The 22,735-nt window shown below is 56.1% G+C and carries 18 protein-coding genes; 8 read left to right on the forward strand and 10 right to left on the reverse strand.

Annotation, left to right across the window (positions count from 1 at the left end):
- The first annotated feature begins 62 nt into the window (after positions 1–62).
- From JHD74_RS11970 to JHD74_RS11980, 3 genes are all read left to right on the forward strand, one after another.
- Entirely contained in the window at positions 63–2,615 is a 2,553-nt protein-coding gene (locus JHD74_RS11970; RefSeq protein ID WP_199062792.1) for a fimbria/pilus outer membrane usher protein, read from the forward strand.
- Positions 2,616–2,735: 120 nt separating this feature from the next.
- Positions 2,736–3,896 carry a fimbrial protein gene (locus JHD74_RS11975; RefSeq protein WP_233169513.1) on the forward strand — a complete coding sequence of 387 codons (1,161 nt, stop codon included), beginning with the start codon at positions 2,736–2,738 and terminating at the stop codon, positions 3,894–3,896.
- Between the two features lie 123 nt (positions 3,897–4,019).
- On the forward strand, positions 4,020–4,598 hold the full coding sequence (locus JHD74_RS11980) for a helix-turn-helix transcriptional regulator (RefSeq protein WP_199062775.1): 579 nt from the start codon (positions 4,020–4,022) through the stop codon (positions 4,596–4,598).
- 44 nt (positions 4,599–4,642) lie between these two features.
- On the opposite strand, the gene JHD74_RS11985 is transcribed toward JHD74_RS11980, so the two are convergent.
- The 3 genes from JHD74_RS11985 to JHD74_RS11995 form a co-directional block, all read right to left on the reverse strand.
- A complete protein-coding gene (locus JHD74_RS11985) occupies positions 4,643–6,097 on the reverse strand; it encodes a carboxylesterase (protein ID WP_199062776.1) in 1,455 nt (484 codons plus the stop codon).
- Positions 6,098–6,245: 148 nt separating this feature from the next.
- Positions 6,246–6,713, reverse strand: a complete 468-nt coding sequence (locus tag JHD74_RS11990) for a glycine zipper 2TM domain-containing protein (protein WP_199062777.1) — start codon at positions 6,711–6,713, stop codon at positions 6,246–6,248.
- Between the two features lie 329 nt (positions 6,714–7,042).
- Complete coding sequence (locus JHD74_RS11995) at positions 7,043–7,480, reverse strand: periplasmic heavy metal sensor (protein WP_199062778.1); 438 nt, start codon at positions 7,478–7,480, stop codon at positions 7,043–7,045.
- A 154-nt stretch (positions 7,481–7,634) separates the two neighbouring features.
- On the opposite strand from JHD74_RS11995, the gene JHD74_RS12000 reads away from it, so the two are divergent.
- Genes JHD74_RS12000 through JHD74_RS12010 form a run of 3 tightly spaced genes read left to right on the forward strand, consistent with a single transcriptional unit; the run spans position 7,635 to position 10,900 of the window.
- Positions 7,635–7,808 carry a hypothetical protein gene (locus JHD74_RS12000; protein WP_199062779.1) on the forward strand — a complete coding sequence of 58 codons (174 nt, stop codon included), beginning with the start codon at positions 7,635–7,637 and terminating at the stop codon, positions 7,806–7,808.
- Positions 7,798–9,570, forward strand: a complete 1,773-nt coding sequence (locus JHD74_RS12005) for a PAS domain-containing sensor histidine kinase (protein ID WP_081375856.1) — start codon at positions 7,798–7,800, stop codon at positions 9,568–9,570. The genes JHD74_RS12000 and JHD74_RS12005 overlap by 11 nt, the downstream gene beginning before the upstream one ends.
- Positions 9,557–10,900 carry a sigma 54-interacting transcriptional regulator gene (locus JHD74_RS12010; RefSeq protein WP_199062780.1) on the forward strand — a complete coding sequence of 448 codons (1,344 nt, stop codon included), beginning with the start codon at positions 9,557–9,559 and terminating at the stop codon, positions 10,898–10,900. Before JHD74_RS12005 ends, JHD74_RS12010 begins: the two co-directional genes overlap by 14 nt.
- A gap of 377 nt (positions 10,901–11,277) precedes the next feature.
- On the opposite strand, the gene JHD74_RS12015 is transcribed toward JHD74_RS12010, so the two are convergent.
- The 4 genes from JHD74_RS12015 to JHD74_RS12030 all read right to left on the reverse strand — a co-directional run bounded on the left by JHD74_RS12015 (position 11,278) and on the right by JHD74_RS12030 (position 16,294).
- Positions 11,278–12,609 (reverse strand): cytochrome c, encoded by a 1,332-nt coding sequence (locus JHD74_RS12015; RefSeq protein WP_199062781.1) that lies wholly within the window; start codon positions 12,607–12,609, stop codon positions 11,278–11,280.
- Between the two features lie 6 nt (positions 12,610–12,615).
- A complete protein-coding gene (locus JHD74_RS12020) occupies positions 12,616–14,886 on the reverse strand; it encodes a molybdopterin cofactor-binding domain-containing protein (RefSeq protein ID WP_199062782.1) in 2,271 nt (756 codons plus the stop codon).
- Positions 14,883–15,356 carry a (2Fe-2S)-binding protein gene (locus tag JHD74_RS12025; protein ID WP_074031689.1) on the reverse strand — a complete coding sequence of 158 codons (474 nt, stop codon included), beginning with the start codon at positions 15,354–15,356 and terminating at the stop codon, positions 14,883–14,885. Before JHD74_RS12025 ends, JHD74_RS12020 begins: the two co-directional genes overlap by 4 nt.
- Before the next feature lie 200 nt (positions 15,357–15,556).
- A complete protein-coding gene (locus tag JHD74_RS12030; RefSeq protein ID WP_065686958.1) occupies positions 15,557–16,294 on the reverse strand; it encodes a carbonic anhydrase in 738 nt (245 codons plus the stop codon).
- Between the two features lie 267 nt (positions 16,295–16,561).
- Between JHD74_RS12030 and mltB the strand changes: the two genes are divergently transcribed.
- Both mltB and dinQ read left to right on the forward strand, forming a co-directional pair.
- Positions 16,562–17,641 carry a lytic murein transglycosylase B gene (gene mltB, locus JHD74_RS12035; protein WP_024530721.1) on the forward strand — a complete coding sequence of 360 codons (1,080 nt, stop codon included), beginning with the start codon at positions 16,562–16,564 and terminating at the stop codon, positions 17,639–17,641.
- Positions 17,642–17,831: 190 nt separating this feature from the next.
- On the forward strand, positions 17,832–17,915 hold the full coding sequence (gene dinQ / locus JHD74_RS27050) for a damage-inducible type I toxin DinQ (RefSeq protein ID WP_370505612.1): 84 nt from the start codon (positions 17,832–17,834) through the stop codon (positions 17,913–17,915).
- A 57-nt stretch (positions 17,916–17,972) separates the two neighbouring features.
- Here the strand turns inward: dinQ and JHD74_RS12040 are convergent, their stop codons facing one another.
- Genes JHD74_RS12040 through JHD74_RS12050 form a run of 3 tightly spaced genes read right to left on the reverse strand, consistent with a single transcriptional unit; the run spans position 17,973 to position 22,715 of the window.
- A complete protein-coding gene (locus tag JHD74_RS12040; protein WP_024530722.1) occupies positions 17,973–19,142 on the reverse strand; it encodes an HlyD family type I secretion periplasmic adaptor subunit in 1,170 nt (389 codons plus the stop codon).
- Positions 19,143–19,152: 10 nt separating this feature from the next.
- Entirely contained in the window at positions 19,153–21,291 is a 2,139-nt protein-coding gene (locus tag JHD74_RS12045; RefSeq protein WP_199062783.1) for a type I secretion system permease/ATPase, read from the reverse strand.
- 26 nt (positions 21,292–21,317) lie between these two features.
- Positions 21,318–22,715, reverse strand: a complete 1,398-nt coding sequence (locus JHD74_RS12050) for a TolC family outer membrane protein (protein WP_081375857.1) — start codon at positions 22,713–22,715, stop codon at positions 21,318–21,320.
- Between the last annotated feature and the right edge of the window lie 20 nt (positions 22,716–22,735).

Below are 22,735 nucleotides of genomic sequence, written 5' to 3' on the forward strand. Positions count from 1 at the left end.
CCCCCCCCCCCCCCCCCCCCCCCCCCCCCCCCCCCCCCCCCCCCCCCCCCCCCCTTTTAGATGTGTATAAGAGACAGTCACAAGATATTGCCAAAAATCTTGAGTTCGATGCCTCTTTCCTGAATGTGGATGATGAAAAGTCGGTTGACCTTAGTCGTTTTGCCAACGGTTCCTCGGGCCTGCCTGGGGTCTATAAAACGGCTTTATATGTTAATAATCAACCGATCAGCAATACTGACATTGAATTCAAAGCGCGAGCAGATAAAAGCGTTTATCCCTGTCTGACCCGCGAACTGATTAAAAACATTGCGTTTGATTACGCCAAACTGCCGGCGGATTTTTTAACCTTGTTGAGCAAGGGGGAAGTCTGTTTCGATCTCCAGAGCCAGTTGCCAGAGGCTCTGGTGAATTACGACAGTAATGAGCAACGCCTGGATATTGTGGTTCCGCAGGTTTACATGCTCAACACCGCCCGTGGCACCGTTAGCCCGGAGCTGTGGGACAGCGGCGTACCGGCACTTTTGATGGGCTACAACGTCAACGGCTACACCAGCGAATCGCACGGCAATACCTTTAATTCACTGTTTGCCGGTGTGAACGCCGGGCTGAATGTCGGTGCCTGGTATCTACGTCACAACGGGTCTTATACCCGGATGGACAATGGGCCAAACCAGTACAGCAACCTCAACACTTATTTGCAGCGCGATATTCCAGTTCTCAAGGCGCGCGTGTTGATGGGCCAATCGAACACTACCGGGCAACTGTTCGATACGCTGCCGTTTACCGGTATTCAACTGGCCAGTGATGAGCGGATGTTGCCGGAGTCCCTGCGCGGTTATGCGCCGGATATCCGTGGCATTGCCCGCACCAACGCCCGCGTTACCGTGCGTCAGGGCGGCCAGGTGTTGTATGAAACTACGGTCACGCCGGGCGAATTTCTGATCAACGATCTGTACCCGACCGGTTACGGTGGGGATCTACAGGTCGCTGTACGTGAGTCCGATGGTACCGAGCAGACTTTCAGCGTGCCTTATGCCTCGGTGGCTCAACTGCTGAGACCTGGGTCATCACGTTATTCGATCACCGCAGGTGAAGTCCGCAGCGATAACCTGCGTGAGAAACCGGCGCTGTATCAGGGCACCTATCAACTGGGGCTAACTAACGCCATCACCGGTTACGGTGGCCTGCAGGCCAGCCAGGATTACTACGCACTGCAGTTGGGTGCGGCGGTAGGCACGCCGATTGGTGCCTGGGCTTTTGACGTTACGCAGGCGCGTACCCATTTGGGGAACGGCACCGACGCCAATGGCCGACATGAGGCGGATAATAGCCTGAGTGGGCAAAGTTATAAGGTGAGCTATAGCAAGCTGATCAGCGAAACCAACAGCAACCTGTCGTTGGCGGCGTACCGCTTCTCAACCGATGGCTTTATGGATTTTATGACCGCGATGCAGACTCGTGACGCGGTAGCAGAAGGGTTTTCGCCGGAGTCGATCTCGCGAGCCAAAAATCGCCTGACGGTGACCGCGGGACAAGGTCTGCCGGAGAACTGGGGCCAGTTGTATATCAGCGGCTCCTTGCAGAATTACTGGAACAAAGACGGCAGCGAGAAGCAGTACCAGGTGGGTTACAACAATCGCTACAAGGACCTGTCCTACGGCCTGAGCATTAACCGCAGTTTCTCCAGCCTGGGCACGGCGCAGACCAACTATCTGTTGAGCTTCAGCCTGCCGTTGGGGCGTAGCGACGAAACCCACACGCCACAGTTGCGGATGGATTTGTCGCATGACAGCAGCGGCCGTTATGGCCAGCAGGCTACGGTATCCGGCACTGCTGGAATGGATAATCAGTTCAGCTACGGCGTGACGGCAATGAATGCCAATCAGGGCATGGGCTCCAGCGGCTCGCTGAGCGGTAACTATCGTACCCCGGCCACGGCGTTGAGCGGTACTTACAGTACCGGTAAAGGTTATCAAAGCGCCTCTGCCGGGATGAACGGCACGGTGATCGCCCACTCTGGTGGAGTGACCTTTACGCCGTACACGTCCGACACCTTCGCGCTAGTGGAAGCCAAGGGTGCAGAGGGAGCGAAAGTTTCCTCATATCCGGGCGTGAGCATCGATTCACGGGGGTACGCGATAGTGCCATACCTGAATCCGTACCAGATGAACGAGATCAGTATCGATCCGAAAGGGACGGCGGCCGGTGTGGAGTTGGATAACACCAGCCAGAAAGTCGCGCCATATTCCGGTGCGGTAGTGAAGATGAAATATACAACTAAGCAGGGGACGCCAATTCTGGTGAACGCGACCTATCAAGGGGAGCCGGTACCGTTTGGGGCCGATATCTTTGATAGCAAAGGCAACAGCGTAGGCTCAGTGGGCCAGGGCGGGCAGCTGTATGCGCGTGTGTCGCAAGACAAGGGCCAGTTGCGAGTGAAATGGGGTGAAGGCGGTGAGATGCAATGCACCGTCAGCTATGTGCTGATGCCTGTAGCCAAGGGCCAGGCGCAGATACAGCAATTCAACTCTCCTTGTGCGGCGACGACATCAGCCGGTTCCCAGAGAGTGAAACTGGCGAACAATGATGCGATATCGGCTGTTAACCAAGGCTAGCCGTCCGGTATGACAGCTATTCGGCTGGTGAAGCCAAATAAATGATGTCGTGCAGATTATATAAAATATAGCAAGTGTGGCGCATACGGTTGTGCCAGAGGTGAAAGAATGAAGAGAATAATGCAGCGTACAATTGGGCTACTTTTGTTCATGGTAGCCAGCAACAGCGCCTGGGCGGTGGTAAACTGTACTGCGATAGGTGGTAGCTCCCGTACCGATATCGTTCAACTAACCCCTCCCGCGATTTCTGCAGGGGCAGATATTCCTGTCGGAACGGTAATTTATCAAGGGCGCTGGATTAGTGGTTCAACCGGTATCAGTGTGATGGACTGTACATCCACGTTGGACCCTGCCTCAATGTGGCTTAACGTTGCCTGGAGTATTGAGCAGGCGCCTATGCCGCTTTCCAGTTGGTCAGGCAGCCCTTTCGGTGGCGCGGTATATGAGACCGGCATTCCAGGTATAGGCATTGCCATCTCCCGCAGCAATAATGGTGATGCGGCCAAGGTTGGCCAACCAAACTATCAGTTTCCCAACGATGTCGAGAGCCCGATAACTGGGGGGCATTATAAGCCTTATATGGCGAATAGGGTCATCTACGTCTCACTGATTAAAACCGGTGTTATTTCGCCTGGGAATCATACCTTGGATGCGTCGAAACTTCCGGTAGCCGGCCTGACTATTGTTAATCCGCTGTATCATGCCTCGACAACTGGATTGCCTATCACGGTTACCCGGGTTCAATTTCAGGGGCAATTAACGGTGTCGGCACAGACCTGTAGCACACCGCTGGTCGCTGTTGCAATGGGTGAATATGACATCGGAGAGTATTTTAACCGAATAGGTTCGACCACTCCTTGGCTTGATGCGTCAATTAGGCTGACCAATTGCCCAACCTTCTACGGTTTTTATAATGCTGATAACAGTACGCTGATGTTCGATTACACAACCGGCACCGGGCTTGTAGCCAACTCAACCAGTAACAGTATTGGTGTGCGATTAACCCCGGCAACTTCGGTTATCGATGCAGCCAATGGCGTGATGGAAATCGACTCGACGGTTCCAGGTGCGGCATCGGGCGTAGGCATCCAGCTCGGTTGGGGGGAGAGCAGCCAGGCGCCGACATTGTTTAATTTTTCAACTGAACAGGCTATGACGCTGCCGAAAGATGGCAGCCCGACCATTCGTGTCCCGCTGGCCGCCCGATATATTCAAACGGCTTCGGCACCGACGCCGGGCAAGGCGAATGGCAAAGTGGTATTTACCATTAACTATTATTGAATTGCGGCCTGTCGATAACATAACTCATGACTATACAAACGTTCCGCTCGCCAGATTTTAGTATCTGTTTGCTGTGCTAACAATGAGATGGAGATTTATTTTTCATAAAGGAGTGCCATTGATATGTCTGGAAGAATTAATATAATTACCGATAATTATTATTTTTTTGTTGGGCTCAAGGCGTATTTGTATGCCGAGGGTAGAGTGATTAATCTAATGGCGCTCAATGAACTGAAAAACACCAGTGCTAGTAGCTTTGGCAAAGAGGATGTGCTGGTTTTTCATATGTTGAATTCAATGAGTGAAATGTCGTTCTTGATTGCTGTTGCCAAATTTCCGGGCAAAATAATTTTTTTGCCACGTGAAATGAAAATAAAATTCAACCTGGATTTTGGGCGGCATGTTGCCTTTGCAGAGGGTGCTGATGTAGACGCAGTGTTTAATGAGTTAGTCAAGATAGTCGGTGGGGAGCTTCCCGTTGCTACTTTTCTCCAGGATAGCTTAACCCGCAGAGAGAAGGCCGTACTGCTGTCTATGATCGATGGCATGAATATGCAGGCCATCGGCCACAGCTTACGTATCTCAACCAAAACCGTGTATACCCACCGGCGCAATGCGCTGCATAAACTGGGGGTGCGTAATCTGTTTCAGGCGTGCCCTATAAAAACCAGCGTGCTCAATTCAGCCATTTTTGCCGGTTAAAACCCCGGCCAGCACCGATTGGGTACTGGCCGGGTTAACCTGCCCTATTTTGTTGGTGCCGGGCCGATGTTGTCATCGATACGCTTGAGCATATAAGGGAAGAACGGGTTGGAGGACAGACGCATCAGCGAATCCAGCCCGACCACCAGCACCGCCCGCTCGCCACGTGCGGCAAAGGTCCCCAGGCTGATGCCGTATTGATTGCGCGGTTCCGGGTAGCGCCCGTACAGGGAATCACTCAGCGGGAACGGCAACGCCACGTGCGACAGCGAGAAGATATCCGGCAAATAGGTGATACCGAGCGGAACGGTGGTCTCTGCCGTTTGCCCTGCGAGGATGGTACGCGCCTCGGTATCGGTAGTTTCCGGTGTCACGTTGGTGACGATGGTGGCCGTATAGTTACGTGGTGGCGCTGGCAGCAGCCGCGGCAGAGCGGTATAGGATGAGCTTCTGAGTAACGGCCCAAACGCTACCGCCTGGTTTAAATCAAATAACACCACCTCACTGCCGTTGGCTGGCAGGTGGTTATACAGGGCGGTGATCACCGCGCGGGTACTGACGGTAGAATCCATCACCGATTGGAACGTCAGGATCGGCGGCAATTCGCCCATTTTGCCATTGCGCGAATCGGCGGCAATCTGCTTTTGCAATGCCTGGGTTAGCTGGAAGGATTGGCGTGCCGCGTTCACCGGGAACGAATTGTATTTGAACGGGTTAAACTCCGGCACAATTCCCAGCCAGGCGGCTTTGGCAAACGCCGGGAAGATGGCAGGCCAACCGGCAATACCGGCAAAACGGGCAAAGCTGGTGACGCCGATCATCGGAGAAATCAGCACCACACGCTGGGGTTTGGTCAGCCGAGGGTCATCCAACGCATCTAACGTGTATTTCATCGCCAACGCGCCGCCGTTTGAGAAACCAACGATATGCAGCGGGACGTCGTCACCTGCCAGGCGCTTGGCTTCACGGATCGCCAAGCGGGTGGCCGCCATCCAATCCTGCCAATCCACATCGGTCAGTGCTCCCGGTACGGTGCCATGCGCCGGTAAACGAATACCGACCGCCACATAGCCATATTCACGGTAATTATCCGCGATATGCCGCAGGCTGTAAGGGGTATCGGTCAAACCATGCAACAGCACGACAGCACCTTTCGGTTTGCCGTCCGGCATCATGATGTAGGAGCGGTTCCAGTCGGTGGGGAATTTCTCGGGATAGATCGGGCTGCCGGCATAGTAGCGGTTCAACGAGGTCTGCTGGCTGCTGTCCAGCTTGTCGGTCACATTCTGGCGGACCTCTTTGAAAATGGCGTCCTCGGCAGTCAGATAATCCGCCCAACTGGCCTTATCGATCTCATCGGCGCGCATTTCATTGGGGACAAAGGTATGCCAAAGCTGTAGTGATGGCCCACGCTGAGTTTCATAAACTCGCATGCCCAGTGCACAGACGATTAACACCACCAGCAGCAAGGCAATGCGTTTAATCCATTTGATAAACATCAGGTTTAACTCCGTTTTTTATTGTAATGGCCGAGCCGGAAAACTCGCTTTTACCCCGCAAGGGGAGTTCGTCCCTGAATTCTGTATCCTATCAGCAAGGGGGCCATGTTGCGGCCTGACACCTAAACCGTGAAGCAACTTGTTCCCTTTAGCGTGGTGATACGGTGGTGGTGCTGCCATTGGTCACCAGTGCGACGCGCTGCCCGTTATGGAACTGGGTTGAGCCCTGTGCCTGAACGACCACGATATTCACGCCATCATCCCGGCGCACTTCCAGTTCCACCCCGGCGCTGCGGTTCATGGCGCTTTGGATACCTGAGCCAGCAGCTGCGCCCCCAACGGCACCTGCCGCCGTTGCCAGATTGCGTCCTGTGCCCCCCCCCACGGTGTTACCCAGGAAGCCACCTACCACAGCCCCGCCGATGGCTCCAGCGGCGTTGTTGCCATCACCCCCCTGGATGGTGACCGGGCGCACGGAGACCAGTGTGCCATAAGTGACGAAGTTGGCCTGCCTGGCCTGTGCTGCTGTAAAGGTATCGCCGGAAGCGGTGCGATTAGCGTTACATCCGCTGAGAACGGCGGCAGCAAGAGCGACAACAATGATTGTTTTATTCATGAGATAACTCCGAGCAAGTTAAGTGCGCAAAGAGACAGTCGCTGTCTCATGCAAATAAGTATGGCAGGAACTTGATTTTATTCAGGTGATACGACAAAAAATTATATTCGGGCGTAAGAATAGAGATTAAGCGTTTTAGTATGCTGTTTTGCGTCAATTTCCCAAGAATATTCTCATTAATAAGTCTTAAATCAGTCTTATTAATTGTTCTTAAGGGAGGAATCAATGGTGGGGGTAGCCTGAACAATCCTGGAATTGCGAAGAATTGGTGGGAGAAACCAGAACAGGTCTGGCGTTCTCCCGATTTTATCTGAGGGTAATGTTAGGGCTTAACGGCAGCCGCGTCCGCCGCCCATCCCACGGCCCATCATTGGCACGCCGGCCTTGGCCAGATCGGTATCCAGCGCCACGCGTTGTTGGTACAGGTTGTCACGCAATGCGGTAACTTCTGTGCTCACGGCCAAGACCTTTTGTTCATCCAAAGGCTTGCTGGTCAGAAGCGCCTGATATTCGTATTGCTTGGACATCAGCTGTTGGCGCAGATCGGCGGTTTTCGACTGGAACTCATCAAAGGCTTTCTGGCTGACGGCTTGCTGTTCAGGCGTCAAGTTCGCGCGGTTACCGTGCTGATAACCCATCCCCTGATGAGTTCCCTGTGCATTGGTCATGTTTGCGTGGTAACCATTTTGCGCCAGCGCAGTAGTGCTAACACCGGCTAGCAGGGCAACGGAGATAATGGCGGCGAAGGTGGTTTTAGTTAGCGTCATGATTGATTTCCTTTTGTTTAGGGTTCATGGATTCCATTTCTTTCATTGCAACCGTCGTGCCAGCTTCAGGCTGGCATGGGAATTGTATAGATCCAGGATCGCCTTTTGGGCTGGGCTAGCTCCAACCAACGGGTACCAGCCAAGGAGTGTCAGCATGCAGCGCGTTAAGTTTATGACAGTAATAAAAATAACTGACGGTGGAGGATGGCCGTTTGCTGGTCGCAATCCAGAGATAAAGTGGGTTATTTTTACTCGCCATATTGATAGTGTGGGTAATAATTACCCGCACGCTGGCGTGCTGGTTGCAGAGGAAGCCAATGGAATTTAAAACCAAATCGACGCTCTTACCTGCCTGGATAGCGATTGCTGCGGTCGCGTTACTGCTCGGCATTATCATCACCCTGGCCATTAAAGATCTGCAGCGTGGTCGTGAGGTGGAGATCCAAACGCTACGAGAAAAAAGCGCGGTGTTGATGAGCTCGTTTGAATCCGGTGCCCGTACCGGTATGGGGATGCGTTGGCGTCACGATCAGCGCCAAACCCTGTTGGAGGAGATGGCCTATCAGCCGAACGTGCTGTACATCGCCATTACCGATCGCTCTGGCCGCATCCTGGCGCACAGCGATCCGCAACGCGTTGGCCAGCAGCTGTATAGCCCGCAACAGATGGCTGAGCTGAAAGTCTCCAGCGATGCACAATGGCATATGACGGTTTTTGATGAGCCACAGGCTCAGCAGCAGAATGCTTTCGAAGCCTACCGTTGGTTTAAGCCGCTCAAACGTGGTAGCGGCCACGCCGGCCATATGATGAACCGATCGCGTATGCAGGAGGCTGCCGAGTTTCAGGATGATGAGCAGGCCGTCATTTTTGCGGCGTTAGACACCGTCGCGCTGGATGCCGCCCAGGCAAAGGATATGCGCAACACCTCGATTTTGCTGTCCATCCTGTTGTTGCTGGCGTTAGCCAGTGTGTTGGCGCTGTTCTGGGGGCGGCGTTATCAGCGTTCCAGCCAGCAGTTGCAGGACTCAAGGGCCTTCTCCAGCGAAATTATCAGTAACTTGCCGATGGGCTTGATCACCACCAATGAGCAACACCAGATCCGGGTGGTTAATCATGCGGCAGAAGTGATGTTGGGTTGTCGTGCCGCCGAGCTGTTTGGCCAGCCCAGCCATCAGGTGCTGCCCGCCGAATGGCAGCAACTGGCGCAGAAAAGTAGCCACGGCCAGCCGATTATCGAACAGGATATTGACTATCGGCTGGCTGGCGGGCAGAGCCTGCCGTTGAGCCTAAGCGTGGCGAATATTGTTAATCACAGCGGCCATTTTCTGGGAAACGTGTTTATCTTCCGCGATATGCGGGAAATTCGCCAACTGCAAGAGGAGATCCGCCGCAAAGAAAAGCTGGCGGCTATCGGCGATTTAGCGGCTGGCGTGGCCCACGAAATCCGCAATCCGCTTTCCTCCATCAAAGGCTTCGCCAAGTATTTTGCCGACCGTTCGCCTGCGGGTAGCGAACAGCATGAACTGGCCAAGGTGATGGCGAAAGAGGTCGATCGTCTCAACCGGGTGATCACCGAGTTACTGGCGCTGGTGCGCCCTGCCGATCTGCGTTTTCAGCGGGTGGCGATTAACGAGGTGATCGAACATTCGCTGCACCTGATCCGCCAGGATGCAGAGAGTAACAATATCGTCCTCCGTTCCCGTTGTGATGAAGCTTTGCCGCTGGTGGAGATCGACCCCGATCGCCTCACTCAGGTGTTGCTGAATCTCTATCTCAATGCCATCCAGGCGATTGGCTCGAAAGGCGTACTCGAGGTTGACGTTGAAGTGACCAAGGATGGGGCGATGCGCATTACCGTCAGCGATTCGGGTGCTGGTATCCCACCCGACGACCTTGGAAAAATCTTTAACCCTTACTTCACCACCAAGGCGACGGGCACAGGTCTGGGGCTAACCATGGTGCAGAAAGTGATCGAGGAGCATCAGGGGACGATCGCCGTGACCAGCGGCCAACCAACGGGCACACGCTTTACAATGGTGATCCCACTTAGTCACCAAACACTGCAGGGAGAGGCTCATGCAGACGCCTAATGCACATATTTTGCTGGTTGAGGACGATCTCAGCCACTGCACCATCCTCCAGGCGCTGATAAACGGCTGGGGTTACCGGGTCAGCGTGGCGCATAACGGCCGACAAGCGTTGGAGCAGGTCAGGGCGCAACCGTTTGATCTGATCCTCAGCGACGTGCGGATGGCGGAAATGGACGGCATCGCGGCGCTGAAGGCCATCAAAAGCTATAACCCGGCGATCCCGATCCTGATCATGACTGCCTATTCCAACGTGGAGTCTGCCGTGGAAGCGATTAAGGCGGGGGCTTATGACTATCTGACCAAGCCTCTCGATTTCGATACGTTGCAGCTCACGCTGGCACGCGCGCTGGAGCATACCTCGTTAAAAAGCGAGAACCAGGATCTGAAGCAGCGCTTGCGGTTCGAACAGCAAAATTTTATTGGCCGCAGTGAACCGATGCGCAAACTGCTGGAAATGATCGCCATGATCGCCCCTTCCGAAGCAACGGTGTTGATCAGCGGCGAATCAGGCACTGGTAAGGAGCTGATAGCCCGGGCCGTACACGCCAATAGCCTGCGCAAGGATCGGCCATTGGTGAGCATCAACTGCGCCGCCTTGAGCGAATCTCTGTTGGAGTCGGAGCTGTTCGGTCATGAGAAAGGGGCATTTACCGGTGCCGACAAACGCCGGGAAGGGCGCTTTATGGAGGCTGACCAGGGCACGCTGTTCCTGGACGAAATTGGAGAAGTCTCGCCGTTGATGCAGGCGAAATTATTGCGGGCGATCCAGGAGCGGGAGATCCAGCGGGTGGGCAGTAATCAGACCCTGTCGGTGGATGTACGCCTGATCGCGGCAACTAATCGGGATCTGTTGGCGGACGTGGAGGCTGGCAGATTCCGCCAGGATCTCTACTATCGGCTGAATGTGGTGACGGTGGACAGCCCGCCGCTGAGGGCGCGCCGCGAAGACATTCCCCTGTTGGCGATGCACTTCCTGGCCAAATTTGCCGAGCGTAACCGTAAGACGGTCAAGGGATTCACCCCGTTGGCGATGGATATGCTGCTGAAATACCCCTGGCCGGGCAACGTGCGTGAGCTGGAGAACAGCGTTGAGCGTGGGGTGATCCTGCTGAGTGGGGACTTTATCAGTGAAAAAGAGCTGCCGCTGAGCGTCAGCCAGTGCGCCGATGTGCAGCCGGATCGCCAATGTGGCCAAGCGATCCAGCCGTTGGAACAGGTAGAGAAACAGGCGATTTTGGCGGCGCTTGAACAAACTGCCGGTAACAAGACCGAGGCGGCCAAACAGCTCGGCATTACCCGTAAGACGCTGTTGGCCAAGTTACAGAAGTAGCTTCTGGCTTCTGTTCACACCCCCTCACCCTAACCCTCTCCCACAGGGAGAGGGGACCGATCGAGTCCCCACTGAATTACAGCAATTTGTCTTTATATTAAATAGTTACAGAATAACTTTGCCCCCTGCCACGCGCTCCGTTCAGCTCCCCCCCCTTTTTTGAGAGAGGGTTGGGGTGAGGGGAGCAGCGATCTCCGGCTGACCAGTGATTATCCAGACGGTGTCACAGAGCGCTTCCCATACCTGATCACAACGCCGTATCAGCTCCCTCTCCCTGTGGGAGAGGGTTGGGGTGAGGGACGCAGCGATCTCCGGCTGACCAGTGATTATCCAGACGGTGTCACAGATTGCTTCCCATACCTGATCACAATGCCGTATCAGCTCCCTCTCCCTGTGGGAGAGGGTTGGGGTGAGGGGGCGGTTTCCGCTCGTAGTTCAGCCACCCGTTGCTGCACATCAGGCCACGGTTTTTGCTTGGCAAAGTCCTGCCGCAGATATTGCAGCAGCGCAGCGATTTGCGCGTCGTTGAGGTTATAACGGAACGCAGGCATATAGCCCAATTCGCCTTTGGCCGGATGCTGGATACCGGAAAGTACCACGCGGATGGCATTATCCGGGCTGTCGCTATACAGGTTGCTGTTCAGGACCAGGGAAGGGCGTACGCCCTGCATCTGCGCGCCTTTCTCCTGAGAGTGACAAGCCATGCAGGCCCCGGAGAAAATTCGGGCCCCCTGTGATGACAGCGGCTCTACCCTTTGCTCCGCTAATCGGCTGATCTCTGCGGCCTTACCAGGCAGGCTTTGATCCTGAGGATGGAAGGAACTCAGATAGGTAGCAATGGCCTGTAAATCTTCTGATGGCAACTGAGAAAGCCCCTCCTCGATCACTGGTGCCATCGGCCCTGCTGCCACGCCGTGGTTAGCCGAGTAGCCGGTTTGCATAAAGGTCACTAAATCTTGCTTGCTCCAGGCCAGCGGTAATTGATCGTTGGCCGTCAGAGCCGGAGCAGTCCATCCTTCTGCGACACCGCCGTTTAGATGTTCGCTGCCCCCTTGCTCCCCAAACAGAAAGTTTCGTGGTGAATGACAGGCGCTGCAATGACCCAGCCCCTCCGTCAAATAGGCCCCCCGGTTCCACTCTTTACTCTGGCTGGCGTCTGGCTGCATGGCACCGGGCGTCAGATAGAGCCAGTTCCAGGTCACGATACCCTGACGGATATTGAAGGGGAAATGTAATGAGGTTTTCGGCGGCTGGTAGTGCACCGCTGGCTGCGTCATCAGGTAAGCGTACAGTGCCTTGAGATCTTCGTCGCTGGTGCGGGTAAAGGCGGTATAGGGGAAAGCCGGGTAGAGGTAATTGCCCTGGCGATCGACCCCGTGACGCATGGCGCGTTCAAAGGCGAGATAGGACCATCTGCCAATTCCTGTTTCCAGGTCGGGCGTAATATTGCTGGTATAGATGGTGCCGAACGGGATCTCCATCGCCAGCCCGCCGGTATTGCGTTCACCACCGGGGCGGGTGTGGCACACCGCACAATCGCCAAGAGCGGCTAGGCGCTCACCCTTTTCAATCTGCGCCTGGCTGAAATTGCGGGTATTCAGGGGCTCGGTTTGCACCATTTCTGGCTGCCAGGTGGCAATCCCACCTACCGCGACGATGATGGCAACGGCCAGCGCGCCCAGCCCGGCGATTTTCTTTATCTTGTGCATAATGTGTTACCTGTTTGCATGGCTGGAAGAGGTGGCAGTAGCTAAAGCCTTCAGGATCCGTTCCGGGGTGAAGGGAACTTCACGCAGTCTGACGCCCAGCGCATCAAATAACGCATTGGCGATGGCGGCAGCGCTAGGTACGGAGGCGGATTCACCGGCCCCCATCGGCGGCTCATGTGGGTTATCCAGCAGTTGGATATCCACCTCTGGTAGTTCGTCAAACCGCAGCAGAGGGTAACCGCCCCAATCCAGTGAGGTCACTCCGCTGCCGTCAAAGGTGACAAACTCTTTCAGGACCCGGCTGGCAGACTGGATGATGTTGCCATGCACCTGATGGCGGACCCCGGCCGGATTAACGATTTGCCCGCAGTCGTGGGCAACGTAGATCTTGTTCAGTTTGATCTGCCCGTTGCGGCGATTAACGCTGAGATCGCAGACCCAGGCCGCCCAGGCGGCACCAAAACCGGGGAATTTGCTGTGGAAGTAACGGGCATAGGCGAAACCTCGGCCATTGACCACTTCTTGATCCTCGGCCACTGGATTACGATGGGCGGGGCCATCCTGCCAGTTGGCCTGTTTTTTCAGCGCGTGGATCAACGTAATGGCGCGCGGATCGGTTAAATATTGCAGCCGGTAGGCGATCGGGTCCTGTTTGGCGAGGTAGGCCAATTCGTCGATCCAGCTTTCATGGGCAAACACGTTCGGCAGCGCCGACACGCCACGCATCCAGGAAGCCCGCACGATGGGGGCCGCATCTTCCGCAATTACCCGCATATGCGGATATTCATACTGAGGCACGGCGGTACGATCACCCATTTGCTGCACATCTGCCCGATTGGCGACCTTGCCGGTTAATACCAGCGGCAGGGTAACGGCGTTGTTGGAGGGATAGCTGGTTCTCAGCTCATAGGCGGCGACCTGATGATTGGCATCCAGCCCGCCACGTACGCGGATCAATTGCCCGGTACCTTTTGGCTCCCAACCCGCTTCCTGCTCGCGCATCAACTGCACCCTCACCGGCTTGCCAGTGGCATGCGACAGTAAGGCCGCATCTGCCGAAACGTCATCGGCACAGTTACGGCCATAACAGCCGGAAGCTTCCATGCGGTTGATGTGCACCTGTTCCAGCTCCCGGCCAAGCAATTTGGCAATGTCTTTGCGCAGGTCGTGGGGATTTTGCGTACCAGACCAGATTTCCACCTGATGCGCGTTTACCTCGGCCACGGCACAGGAAGGGCCGATGGAGGCATGTAAATGATAAGGCCAAACGTAGTCGACATTGACCTGCGTTGTGACTGCGGCAAGGGCGTCGGTGGTGCCCGGATCGTCGCGCAAAATTCGCTCGGCTTTCGGCATGGCTTCCAACGTAGCGTGCAGCTTGTCCAAAGACAGATCGGGTAACCCGGCCCAGGGCTGCCATTGCACCTTTAGTTGGCGCATGGCTGCGATCGCCTGCTCCTCACGCTCGGCTACGATGCCGATAAAGTCATTGATGACCACCAGTTTGACAATGCCGGGCAGGTGGGCGATGGATCCCCGATCGACGGAAATCATCGCTTTTCCCAACGGCGCGCTGCTGTCTGCTCCGGCATAAGGCGGGCGTACGACCCGGCCATGTAACATGCCAGGTAGGCGCATATCATGCACATAGGTCAGTTGGCCGCGAACCTTGGCCGGAATATCGACGCGCGCCACCGGTTTGCCTACATACTGGCCGCTTTGCGGACTTTTCAGCACCACATTGCTGTCCAACGGCAGATGCAGATCCTGCCCACGCGCCAGTTCGGCGTAGCTCAGGCGGGCTGAGGGTGCATCTGGGGCAAAGACGAAGCCATTGGCGGTTGTCAGCTGTGAGGCTGGGCGCTTGAAGGCAAGAGCTGCGAGTTGCACCAGCAATTGCCGTACCTGCGCTGCCGCCTGACGCAAGGGAACCGAGGTTACCTGAATGGTGGCGCTGGCGATGGTTGGGCCTTGATCGGGCGTGCGATTGGTATCGCCCAGGATCAGCGTGACATCGTCGAAAGCCACGTCCAGTTCATCGGCGACAATCTGCGCCAGTGAGGTGCGTATGCCGGTGCCGAGATCGACGTGGCCGTTAAACGCGGTCACTTTGCCGTCGGCACTGAGGGCAATAAAGCTGCTGATACGGTCCAGGGGGATCGCTTTGCCTGCGGCGGCAGGGCTATCCGCCAACGCGTTGAAGGGTAACAGGCTGCTGACCATCACTACGCCACCCGCCTGCAGCAGGCGGCGACGGGTTATCTGCATCTCCATCATTGGGCACCGCGCTCGGCCAGTAGCCGCTTGGCCTGTTGCGCCGCAGCCAGAATTTCCAGATGGGTACCGCAGCGGCACAGGTTGAAGGCTAATTCGTTTTTGATCTGTTGCTCGCTGGCTTGCGGATCGCGTTCAAATAGCGCCACTAGCGTCATAATCATGCCGTTGGTGCAGTAGCCACACTGTGCGGCCTGTTCATCGATAAAGCCCTGTTGCACCGGGTGTAAATGGCCTTCCTGGCTTAGCCCTTCCAGCGTGGTGATCGTTTTCCCTTGGGCAGCAGACAGCGGGGTAGAACAAGAGCGGGCCGCAACGCCGTCGATCAGTACGGTACAGGCACCGCATTCACCCAGGCCACAGCCATATTTGGGGCCGTTGAGTTGTAAATCGTTGCGTAGGACATACAGCAGGGGAGTCTCTGGTGGGATATTGCTCAGTGCGACCAAACGGCCATTAACCTTAATTTCCATGTAAAACCCTATCCTTGGTGAGTTTAATTTTTTGTGAATTCTATGTTGATTACTGGGGGGGTGTTTGATCAAAAGAGGGATTTTTAATGATTCGCAGAATAATTATTGAAACAGGGTGTGATGTAATGCATTGATACTCAAGAAGAGTTATAAGCAGCGGCGAGCCAATGTCGCCGCTAGGGTGATAGGGTATCTAGGCGTTAAGCAAGAAACTCGACCTTGCCGCCGTCAAGATGGTACATGCTGCCCACAATCTTGATTTTTCCTTCCTCTTCCAGCTTTTTCAGCACCGGGCTGTTTTTGCGGATATCGGCAATGGTCATCTCGACGTTGGTTTTGGCCACGGCATCGACAAATTCATAGTTGCTACCGCTACGTTCGCCTTTAAATTCGGTCTTGTCGATGGCCGGCTTGATCTTGTTGAGCAGCCCGGTCAGGTTACCCAGTTCGACGTTTTCGATGGCCCCTTTTACCGCCCCGCAGGCGGTGTGTCCCATCACCAGCACCACTTTGGCTCCGGCAGCGGCACAGGCAAACTCCATGCTGCCCAGAATGTCGTCATTCTGGATATTACCGGCAACGCGTGCGTTAAAGGTTTCACCAATGCCGACGTCAAACAGGAGTTCCGCCGGGGCGCGTGAGTCAATGCAGCTTAAAATGACCGCCGCCGGGAACTGCCCCTGAGCGCTGGCCTGCTTCTGGGCGACATAGTCATGCTGCTGCATTTTGCCTTCACGAAAGCGCATATTGCCTTGTTTAAAGCTGGCGATGATGTCGTCCGGCGTCATTTTATCGCGCTGTTCTTTGGTCATCGCGGCGGCAAAGGCCACTGACGGCGCAGTGAAACCGGCAATGCCGGTCATGGCTAATACTGAAAGGGCTGCGGTACGTTTTAGCAGGGCACGGCGTGGCGGTTCTTGATCGGGGAGCTTACTCATATACGTTATTCCTCGTGTGCTGAGTTGGAGAGAAAACACATTGATTGCGCCAGTTCCCAGGGGCAATGAAACAACCTGGCGTAGTGGCGTTGAACGGGTATCGCCTTGATAAAGGTAAGCACTACTAAGTGTATATGTGACCTTGCTTTTTAGCTGGGTATTTTGTGAACAAAATGAGGCCGCCGGGGACCAGATTCCTGTTTGTTCGCGCCAGACAATGGCTTAACATAGCGACAACTTTTTTTGCCTGGCCTATATGGATATCCGATGCGTCATCTGGTTACGCTTTTACCCCTGATCCCTTTGCTGGCTGCCTGTAGCAGTGAGCCTAAACCTTCCGAGCAACTGGCCCCCCCAGATAGCCTGGTGCAGAGTGGCTTTGTGCTTGAACCGGAGCATGCCATTCATCCGCTGGGCGGCGACTTTGCCGATAATCCGGCGACGGCGCGCTTTATCGACAAGATGGTGCAGGAGCACGGCTTTGAGCGCCAGCAGTTGCATGACGTGCTAGCCCAGGCCAAGCAACTGGACTGGGTGGTGGCTCTGATGGATAAGCAGGCACCGGCAGGTAAGCCATCGACCACGCCAAACGGCGCTTGGATCCGCTATCGCAACAAGTTCCTGACGCCGGACAACGTGCAGAACGGGGTGGTATTCTGGAATAAATATGAGGCGGATCTCCAGCGCGCCTATCAGGTTTACGGTGTACCGCCAGAAATTATCGTGGGCATCATCGGGGTAGAAACTCGCTGGGGCCGGGTGATGGGCAAAACGCGCATTATCGATGCGTTGGCGACGCTGTCGTTTAACTACCCACGCCGTGCTGACTACTTTAGCGGTGAATTGGCCACCTTCTTGCTGATGGCGCGTGCCGAAGGTGACGATCCGCTTTCCCTGCGCGGCTCCTACGCCGGTGCGATGGGCTACGGCCAGTTTATGCCTTCGTCGTTCAAGAGCTATGCGGTTGACTTTAACGGTGACGGCCATATCAACCTGTGGGATCCGGTGGATGCCATCGGCAGCGTGGCCAACTACTTCAAAGCTCATGGCTGGACGCGTGGGGCAACGGTGGCGGTGCCGGCTAATGGCCAGGCTCCTGGTTTAGAGACTGGTTTTAAAACCAACTATTCGGTCGCTACGCTGGCCGCGGCGGGCTTGACGCCGCAAGGTTCGTTGGAAGGTAATCAGCAGGTCAGCCTGCTGCGACTGGATATGGGCAACCGTTACCAATACTGGTACGGCTTGCCGAACTTCTATGCTATCACCCGCTATAACCACAGCGTGCATTATTCGATGGCGGTGTGGCAGTTGGGTGAAGCGGTGGGCAGGGCTCGGCGCGGGCAGTGAGTTTTTCTGATTTTTGAGCGAGTTTCAGGCGTAAAAAAACCCGATGGTGAATCGGGTTTTTTTACTTTCCGGCCTGAGTTGGTGTCTCTGGCCAGGATGAGAACATCATCATCTAACAATGAGATACCTGCCGCGACAGGCAATGGAAGGGTAAGCGGTAGTGCTCTCACTCCTTTTTAAGGAGTAACGGATGAAAACTTTCATTGATAAAGTTCTCATCGTTCTGAAAGCGCTGGTTGCGCTGTTGGAACTGATCCGCAGATTCATCAACTGATGAAGGTAGAAACGTAAATAAGGCCAGGGAGGCTAACCACTCTCTGGCCTTTAATAATTACCGTTCCCGCAGTGACTCTTTCACCTTGTTCAGCGGCTTGATCAGGTAATCCAGCACGCTTTTCTGCCCGGTCTTGATCTCCACGCTGGCCACCATCCCCGGCACAATCGGGAACTTCTTGCCCGCCTTATTCATCAGTTCTGCCTGCTTGGTGCGCACGTAAACCCGGTAGTAATACTGGTCACGTTTGACCTCGTCCTGAATGGTATCCGGGGAAACGTTCTCCACCTCGCCATTCAGGTTGCCGTAGATTGAAGAGTCATAGGCGGTCACCTTGACGGTAGCGGGCAGGCCAGGGCGGATATAGGCGATATCTCGTGGGTTGATGCGGGTTTCGATAAGCAACTGATCTTCCAACGGCACGATCTCCATCAGTTTGCCACCCGGCTGCAACACGCCGCCCACGGTAGTTACCTGAATATCCTTCACGATCCCACGCACTGGCGAAACCATGGTGGCACGATCCAACTGATCTTCCTTACCGTTCACCAGTTCTAACTGGGCGTCGAGATCGGCGTTGTTTTTTACCTGCTCCTCACGCGCACGCACGGCATATTGGTTAATTGCTTCGTCAATCTTGCCTCTCAGCTCACTAACCTGCCGCCGTAGGCGGATTACTTCAACCTGGCCAGCTGCCCCTTTGGCGACTAGCGGTTCGGTCATGCGTAATTCCTGCTGGACCAACTGCATCGACTGTTGCAGATTGCTGACGGTCTCATCGCGGTTGCGCTTGCGGGACTCATACAGCTGGCGTTCACGGGCCACCAGACTTGGCTCCTTCAGGGTATCGGCGCTGAACTGCAGTGGCTCGCCAGTCAGCTCGGAACGCAGGCGTTCGGCGGAGGCGCGCAGGGTGCGCACGCGGGAAAAGGCTTCGCCATAGTTGGACTGGAAGCGTTTCACATCCAGCTGCGCCAGTTTCTGGCCCTTGTCGACGATGTCCCCTTCGTGCACATACAGGTGATCGATAATCCCACCGTCCAGGCTCTCAATCAGCTGCGCCCGGCTTAAGGGCGTGACCTTGCCGGTGCCGACGGTGACCTCATCGAGTATGGCAAAATAGGCCCAGACCACAAACAGGATCATCCCCAGCAGCGTCAACCAAAGTACCGAGGAATGCCGCCGCCCTTGGCGTGCCAGATCGTCTTGCATGGTGATATTGCTCATTGCTTGCTCCTCATGCTACGCCCTGTTCTTTATTGATCGGCTTATTGGCCGCCTGCAGGATCTGATCTCGTGGCCCGTCGGCCACCACGCGGCCGTTATCCAGCACCACAATGCGATCCACCAGCTTCAGCAGCGCTGGCCTATGGGTGACCAGTACCAGCGTGCGGCCGCTGAGCCAGCCGTGCATCTGGCGGATCACGTACTCTTCCAACTGTTCATCCATGGAGGCGGTGGGTTCATCCAGCAGCACGATTTGCGGGTTACGCAGGATCATACGGCTTAGCAATACCATTTGGCGCTGGCCGCCTGACAGGCCGCGGCCACCTTCATGAATAATGCGATCCAGGCTGGCGGCGTCCTGTTGTGCCAGACTCAGTGCCCCGGAAATACGCAGCGCCTGGAGCATTTCCGATTCGGTAGCATGAGGGTGGCCAAGCATCAGGTTCTGGCGCAGGCTGCCGAAAAACAGCCGCGACTCCTGCGAGAGAAAGCCCAGTTGGCGGCGTACATCGCTGGGATCGATATGGCTGATATCGACGCCGTCGATGATCACCTTGCCCCGAGTGGCGCTGGCCTGGCCGGAAAGCAGCTTCAGCAGCGTCGATTTCCCCGCGCCAACCTTACCGAGGATCGCTACTCGTTCGCCGGGTTTGATCTCCAGATTATTGACGGTGATCGAGTTTTCCCCTTTCTCCACGTCGTAGCTGTATTGCAGATTGCGCAGTTGGAAATGGCCGCTGAGCACCGGGCAATGAGCCATCTTGCCCTCTTCCGGCTTATCGAGCGGTTTCTTCAACAGATCGTCCAGGCCGGTCATGGCGGTTTTAGCGTGCTGCCAGCGTGAGAACACCATGGTCAACTGCATCAGCGGGGCGATGGTGCGTGAGGAAAGCAGGCTACAGGCCACCATGGTACCGGTAGTGATATCGCCGGCGAGCACCAGATAGCTGCCAAACACCAGCATCCCGGCATAGGTCAGTTGCTGTACCGTTGAGGCCCAGCCGCTGAGCCGCGCACCCCACAGCCGTTGCTGCATACCAATGTTGGCGCTGACCGCGTGGGTCTGTTCCCACTGGCGCTGGAAGTAGGGCTCGGCTTGCAGTGCCTTGATATCCTCAACCCCTTCGATCGACTCAACCAGCACCGCGTTGCGCAGGGCGCTTTCCCGCATGCCTTCCTTCGCCAGCTTGGCCATCGGCCATTGCAGCAAGATGCCAGGAATGACGATCAGCGGGATCGCCAGCATCGGGATAAACACCAGCGGGCCGCCAACCAGCGCCATAATGACGAGGAACAGCAGCACGAACGGCATATCTGCCGCCGCGCCCACGGTAGTGGAGGTCAGCAGTTCCCGCACCTGATCGATCTCCCGCAACTGCGAGATAAACGAGCCGGTCGATTTTGGCCGTGCTTCGTTTTTGATCGCCAGGGCGCGGGCAAACAGCATGCCGGAGATCTTCAGGTCGATCTTCTTGCCCATCAGATCGGAGATCACGGTGCGCGACAGGCGGATGGCATACTCCAGCGCCGCCGCGATCAGCACCCCGAAGAACAGCACCCACAGGGTGGAGTAAGACTGGGCTGGAATGACTCGATCATAAACCTGCATCGAAAACAGAATACCGGCGAGGGCCAGCACGTTGCTGATGATCGACGCCAGCGAGATCTCGCCGATTTGCCGTTTGGCCCCGCGAAAATGTTGCCAGAACCAGTGTTTGCGGTAGGGCTGCACGAAGTCGTCGATACGCGAATCTTGCCCACGCTCCGCCGCCCCCAGCAGCACAATGGTGCCTTGCCCTTTCAGTAGCAGCTCCACCAGCTCGGCCTCTCGCTGCACGTCACCGCTGTCGTTGAGCCAATACAGCGCCTTGCCCTCGTTGTCGAGGGATTCGATCACCATCAGCCCGCCGTCGTCGATTTCGATCAGCGCGGGCAGGATCTCGTTACGCCAGCGAACTTTCTCCCGTGGCTGCAAGCTGACGCTAAGCCCCATCAGGTGGCCCAGGCGCTCCAGGCGACGCGGTGCAGGCAGTTGTTCATACCAGCGCATCTGCTGGCGGACGGACTTGGTATCGACAGCCAGGCCGTAGCCGTTGGCCGCCCGGGCCATGGCTGCGATCCAGGTTTCGAGTGATGCAGGTTGTGACATAAGCGCTCCTGGCAAAATAATTCAGACTACAGCGACGGCAGGTTGTCGCCGATGGCTCGTTGGCGCTCGATACCCAACATATCCAATAAATTGTCGACCGCAGAGGCGTAGCGCACCGCCGCGTCCCAGCCGTCGTACAGCGCGGTGACGCGTGAGGTTTCCGCCTGCAGAACGTCCTGCTCGACGCTGAGCAGATCGTTAAGGCTGCGTTTGCTGAGCTTGTATTCGTCCTGGTAGACGCTGCGGGTGTAGTCCGCGCTGCTGAGCTGCTGCGCTCCGGCCAGCTCTCGTTGTTGCGCACCAATCAGATCCGCATAGGCGGTGGAGGCCTTCTGATTCATATCCAGCTTGGCCGCTTCGACCTGAGCTTGTGCTGCCTGGCGATCACCCTCGGCGGCATCGACCTTGGCGTTGACCGCACCGCCTTGGTAGATCGGCGCCTGCACCACGAGTTGCAACTGATCGTTCCAGTAGGATTGGGCATCGTTGCCATCGCTCTCATAGCGGGTGCGGCCAGCCTGGACCGAGATGGTAGGCCAGTGCTGGGCCTCGGCCTGGCGAATGCGCTGGGTAGCGGCCTCCTGCTTGGCCTGGGCGCTGAGTACCGCATTGCTTTTTTGATAGGGCAGCGACTTGAGGGTGATTTTCTGTTGTAGCAGTTGCTGCGGCAGGTCCGGCAGTTTATCCGGCACGACGCCGGTCAGTACGGTGAGTTGCGCCAGGGCCGAGCGCTGTTGTGCGCGGTACTGCTCCAGCGTGGCGTTCATCCCGGCGATGCGGGTTTGTGCCTGTAACACGTCGGATTGCGAGCTTAGGCCAGCATTGGCCCGCAGCTCGGCGATGTCCTTGACCCGGTTGAGTGACACCAGGTTGTGTTCCGCCGAGGCGCACAAGTCCTGATAGCGCTTGACCTGCAAGTAGGCCTGCAGCGTTTGCTGGCCGACGTCGGTCATGGTTTGGTACAGCGTGTAGCGATAGGCATCGGAGAGGTTATGTTGCTCCTCGATGCTGCCGCTGGTTTTGCCGAAGTCATACAGCAACTGGTTCAGGGTCACGCCCGCTGAGGCGGTGTTGTTCAAGGTGCCGGAGGAGTCGGTCTGGCTGGATTTGCCAAAATTGCTGTTGAGGGCAATTTGTGGAAACCAGGCGCTTTGTGCCAGCGCCAGATCGGCTTTACCCACGTTAATCTGTGCCGAAGCCTGAGCGATTTGCGGGTTACGCGCAAAGGCTCGCAGGATCGCCTCCTGTAAAGTGAGCGTCATCACCGAACGTTCAGTCGGTGCAGCTTGCCAGTTAAATTCGACCTGCGGTGCGGCGAGAGTCTGACCTGTCAGCCCGCCTAATCCGCCCAAAAACAGTCCGATTGTGGCCGCACGCCGAAGCGTGAGCCGATATCCATCCGTGTCATAAGGGTGTTTTTTCATTATCGCTACCACGTCTGGGC

It is taken from the genome of Serratia sp. ASV30, from assembly GCF_016428815.1.
Taxonomy (GTDB): domain Bacteria; phylum Pseudomonadota; class Gammaproteobacteria; order Enterobacterales; family Enterobacteriaceae; genus Chania; species Chania fonticola_C.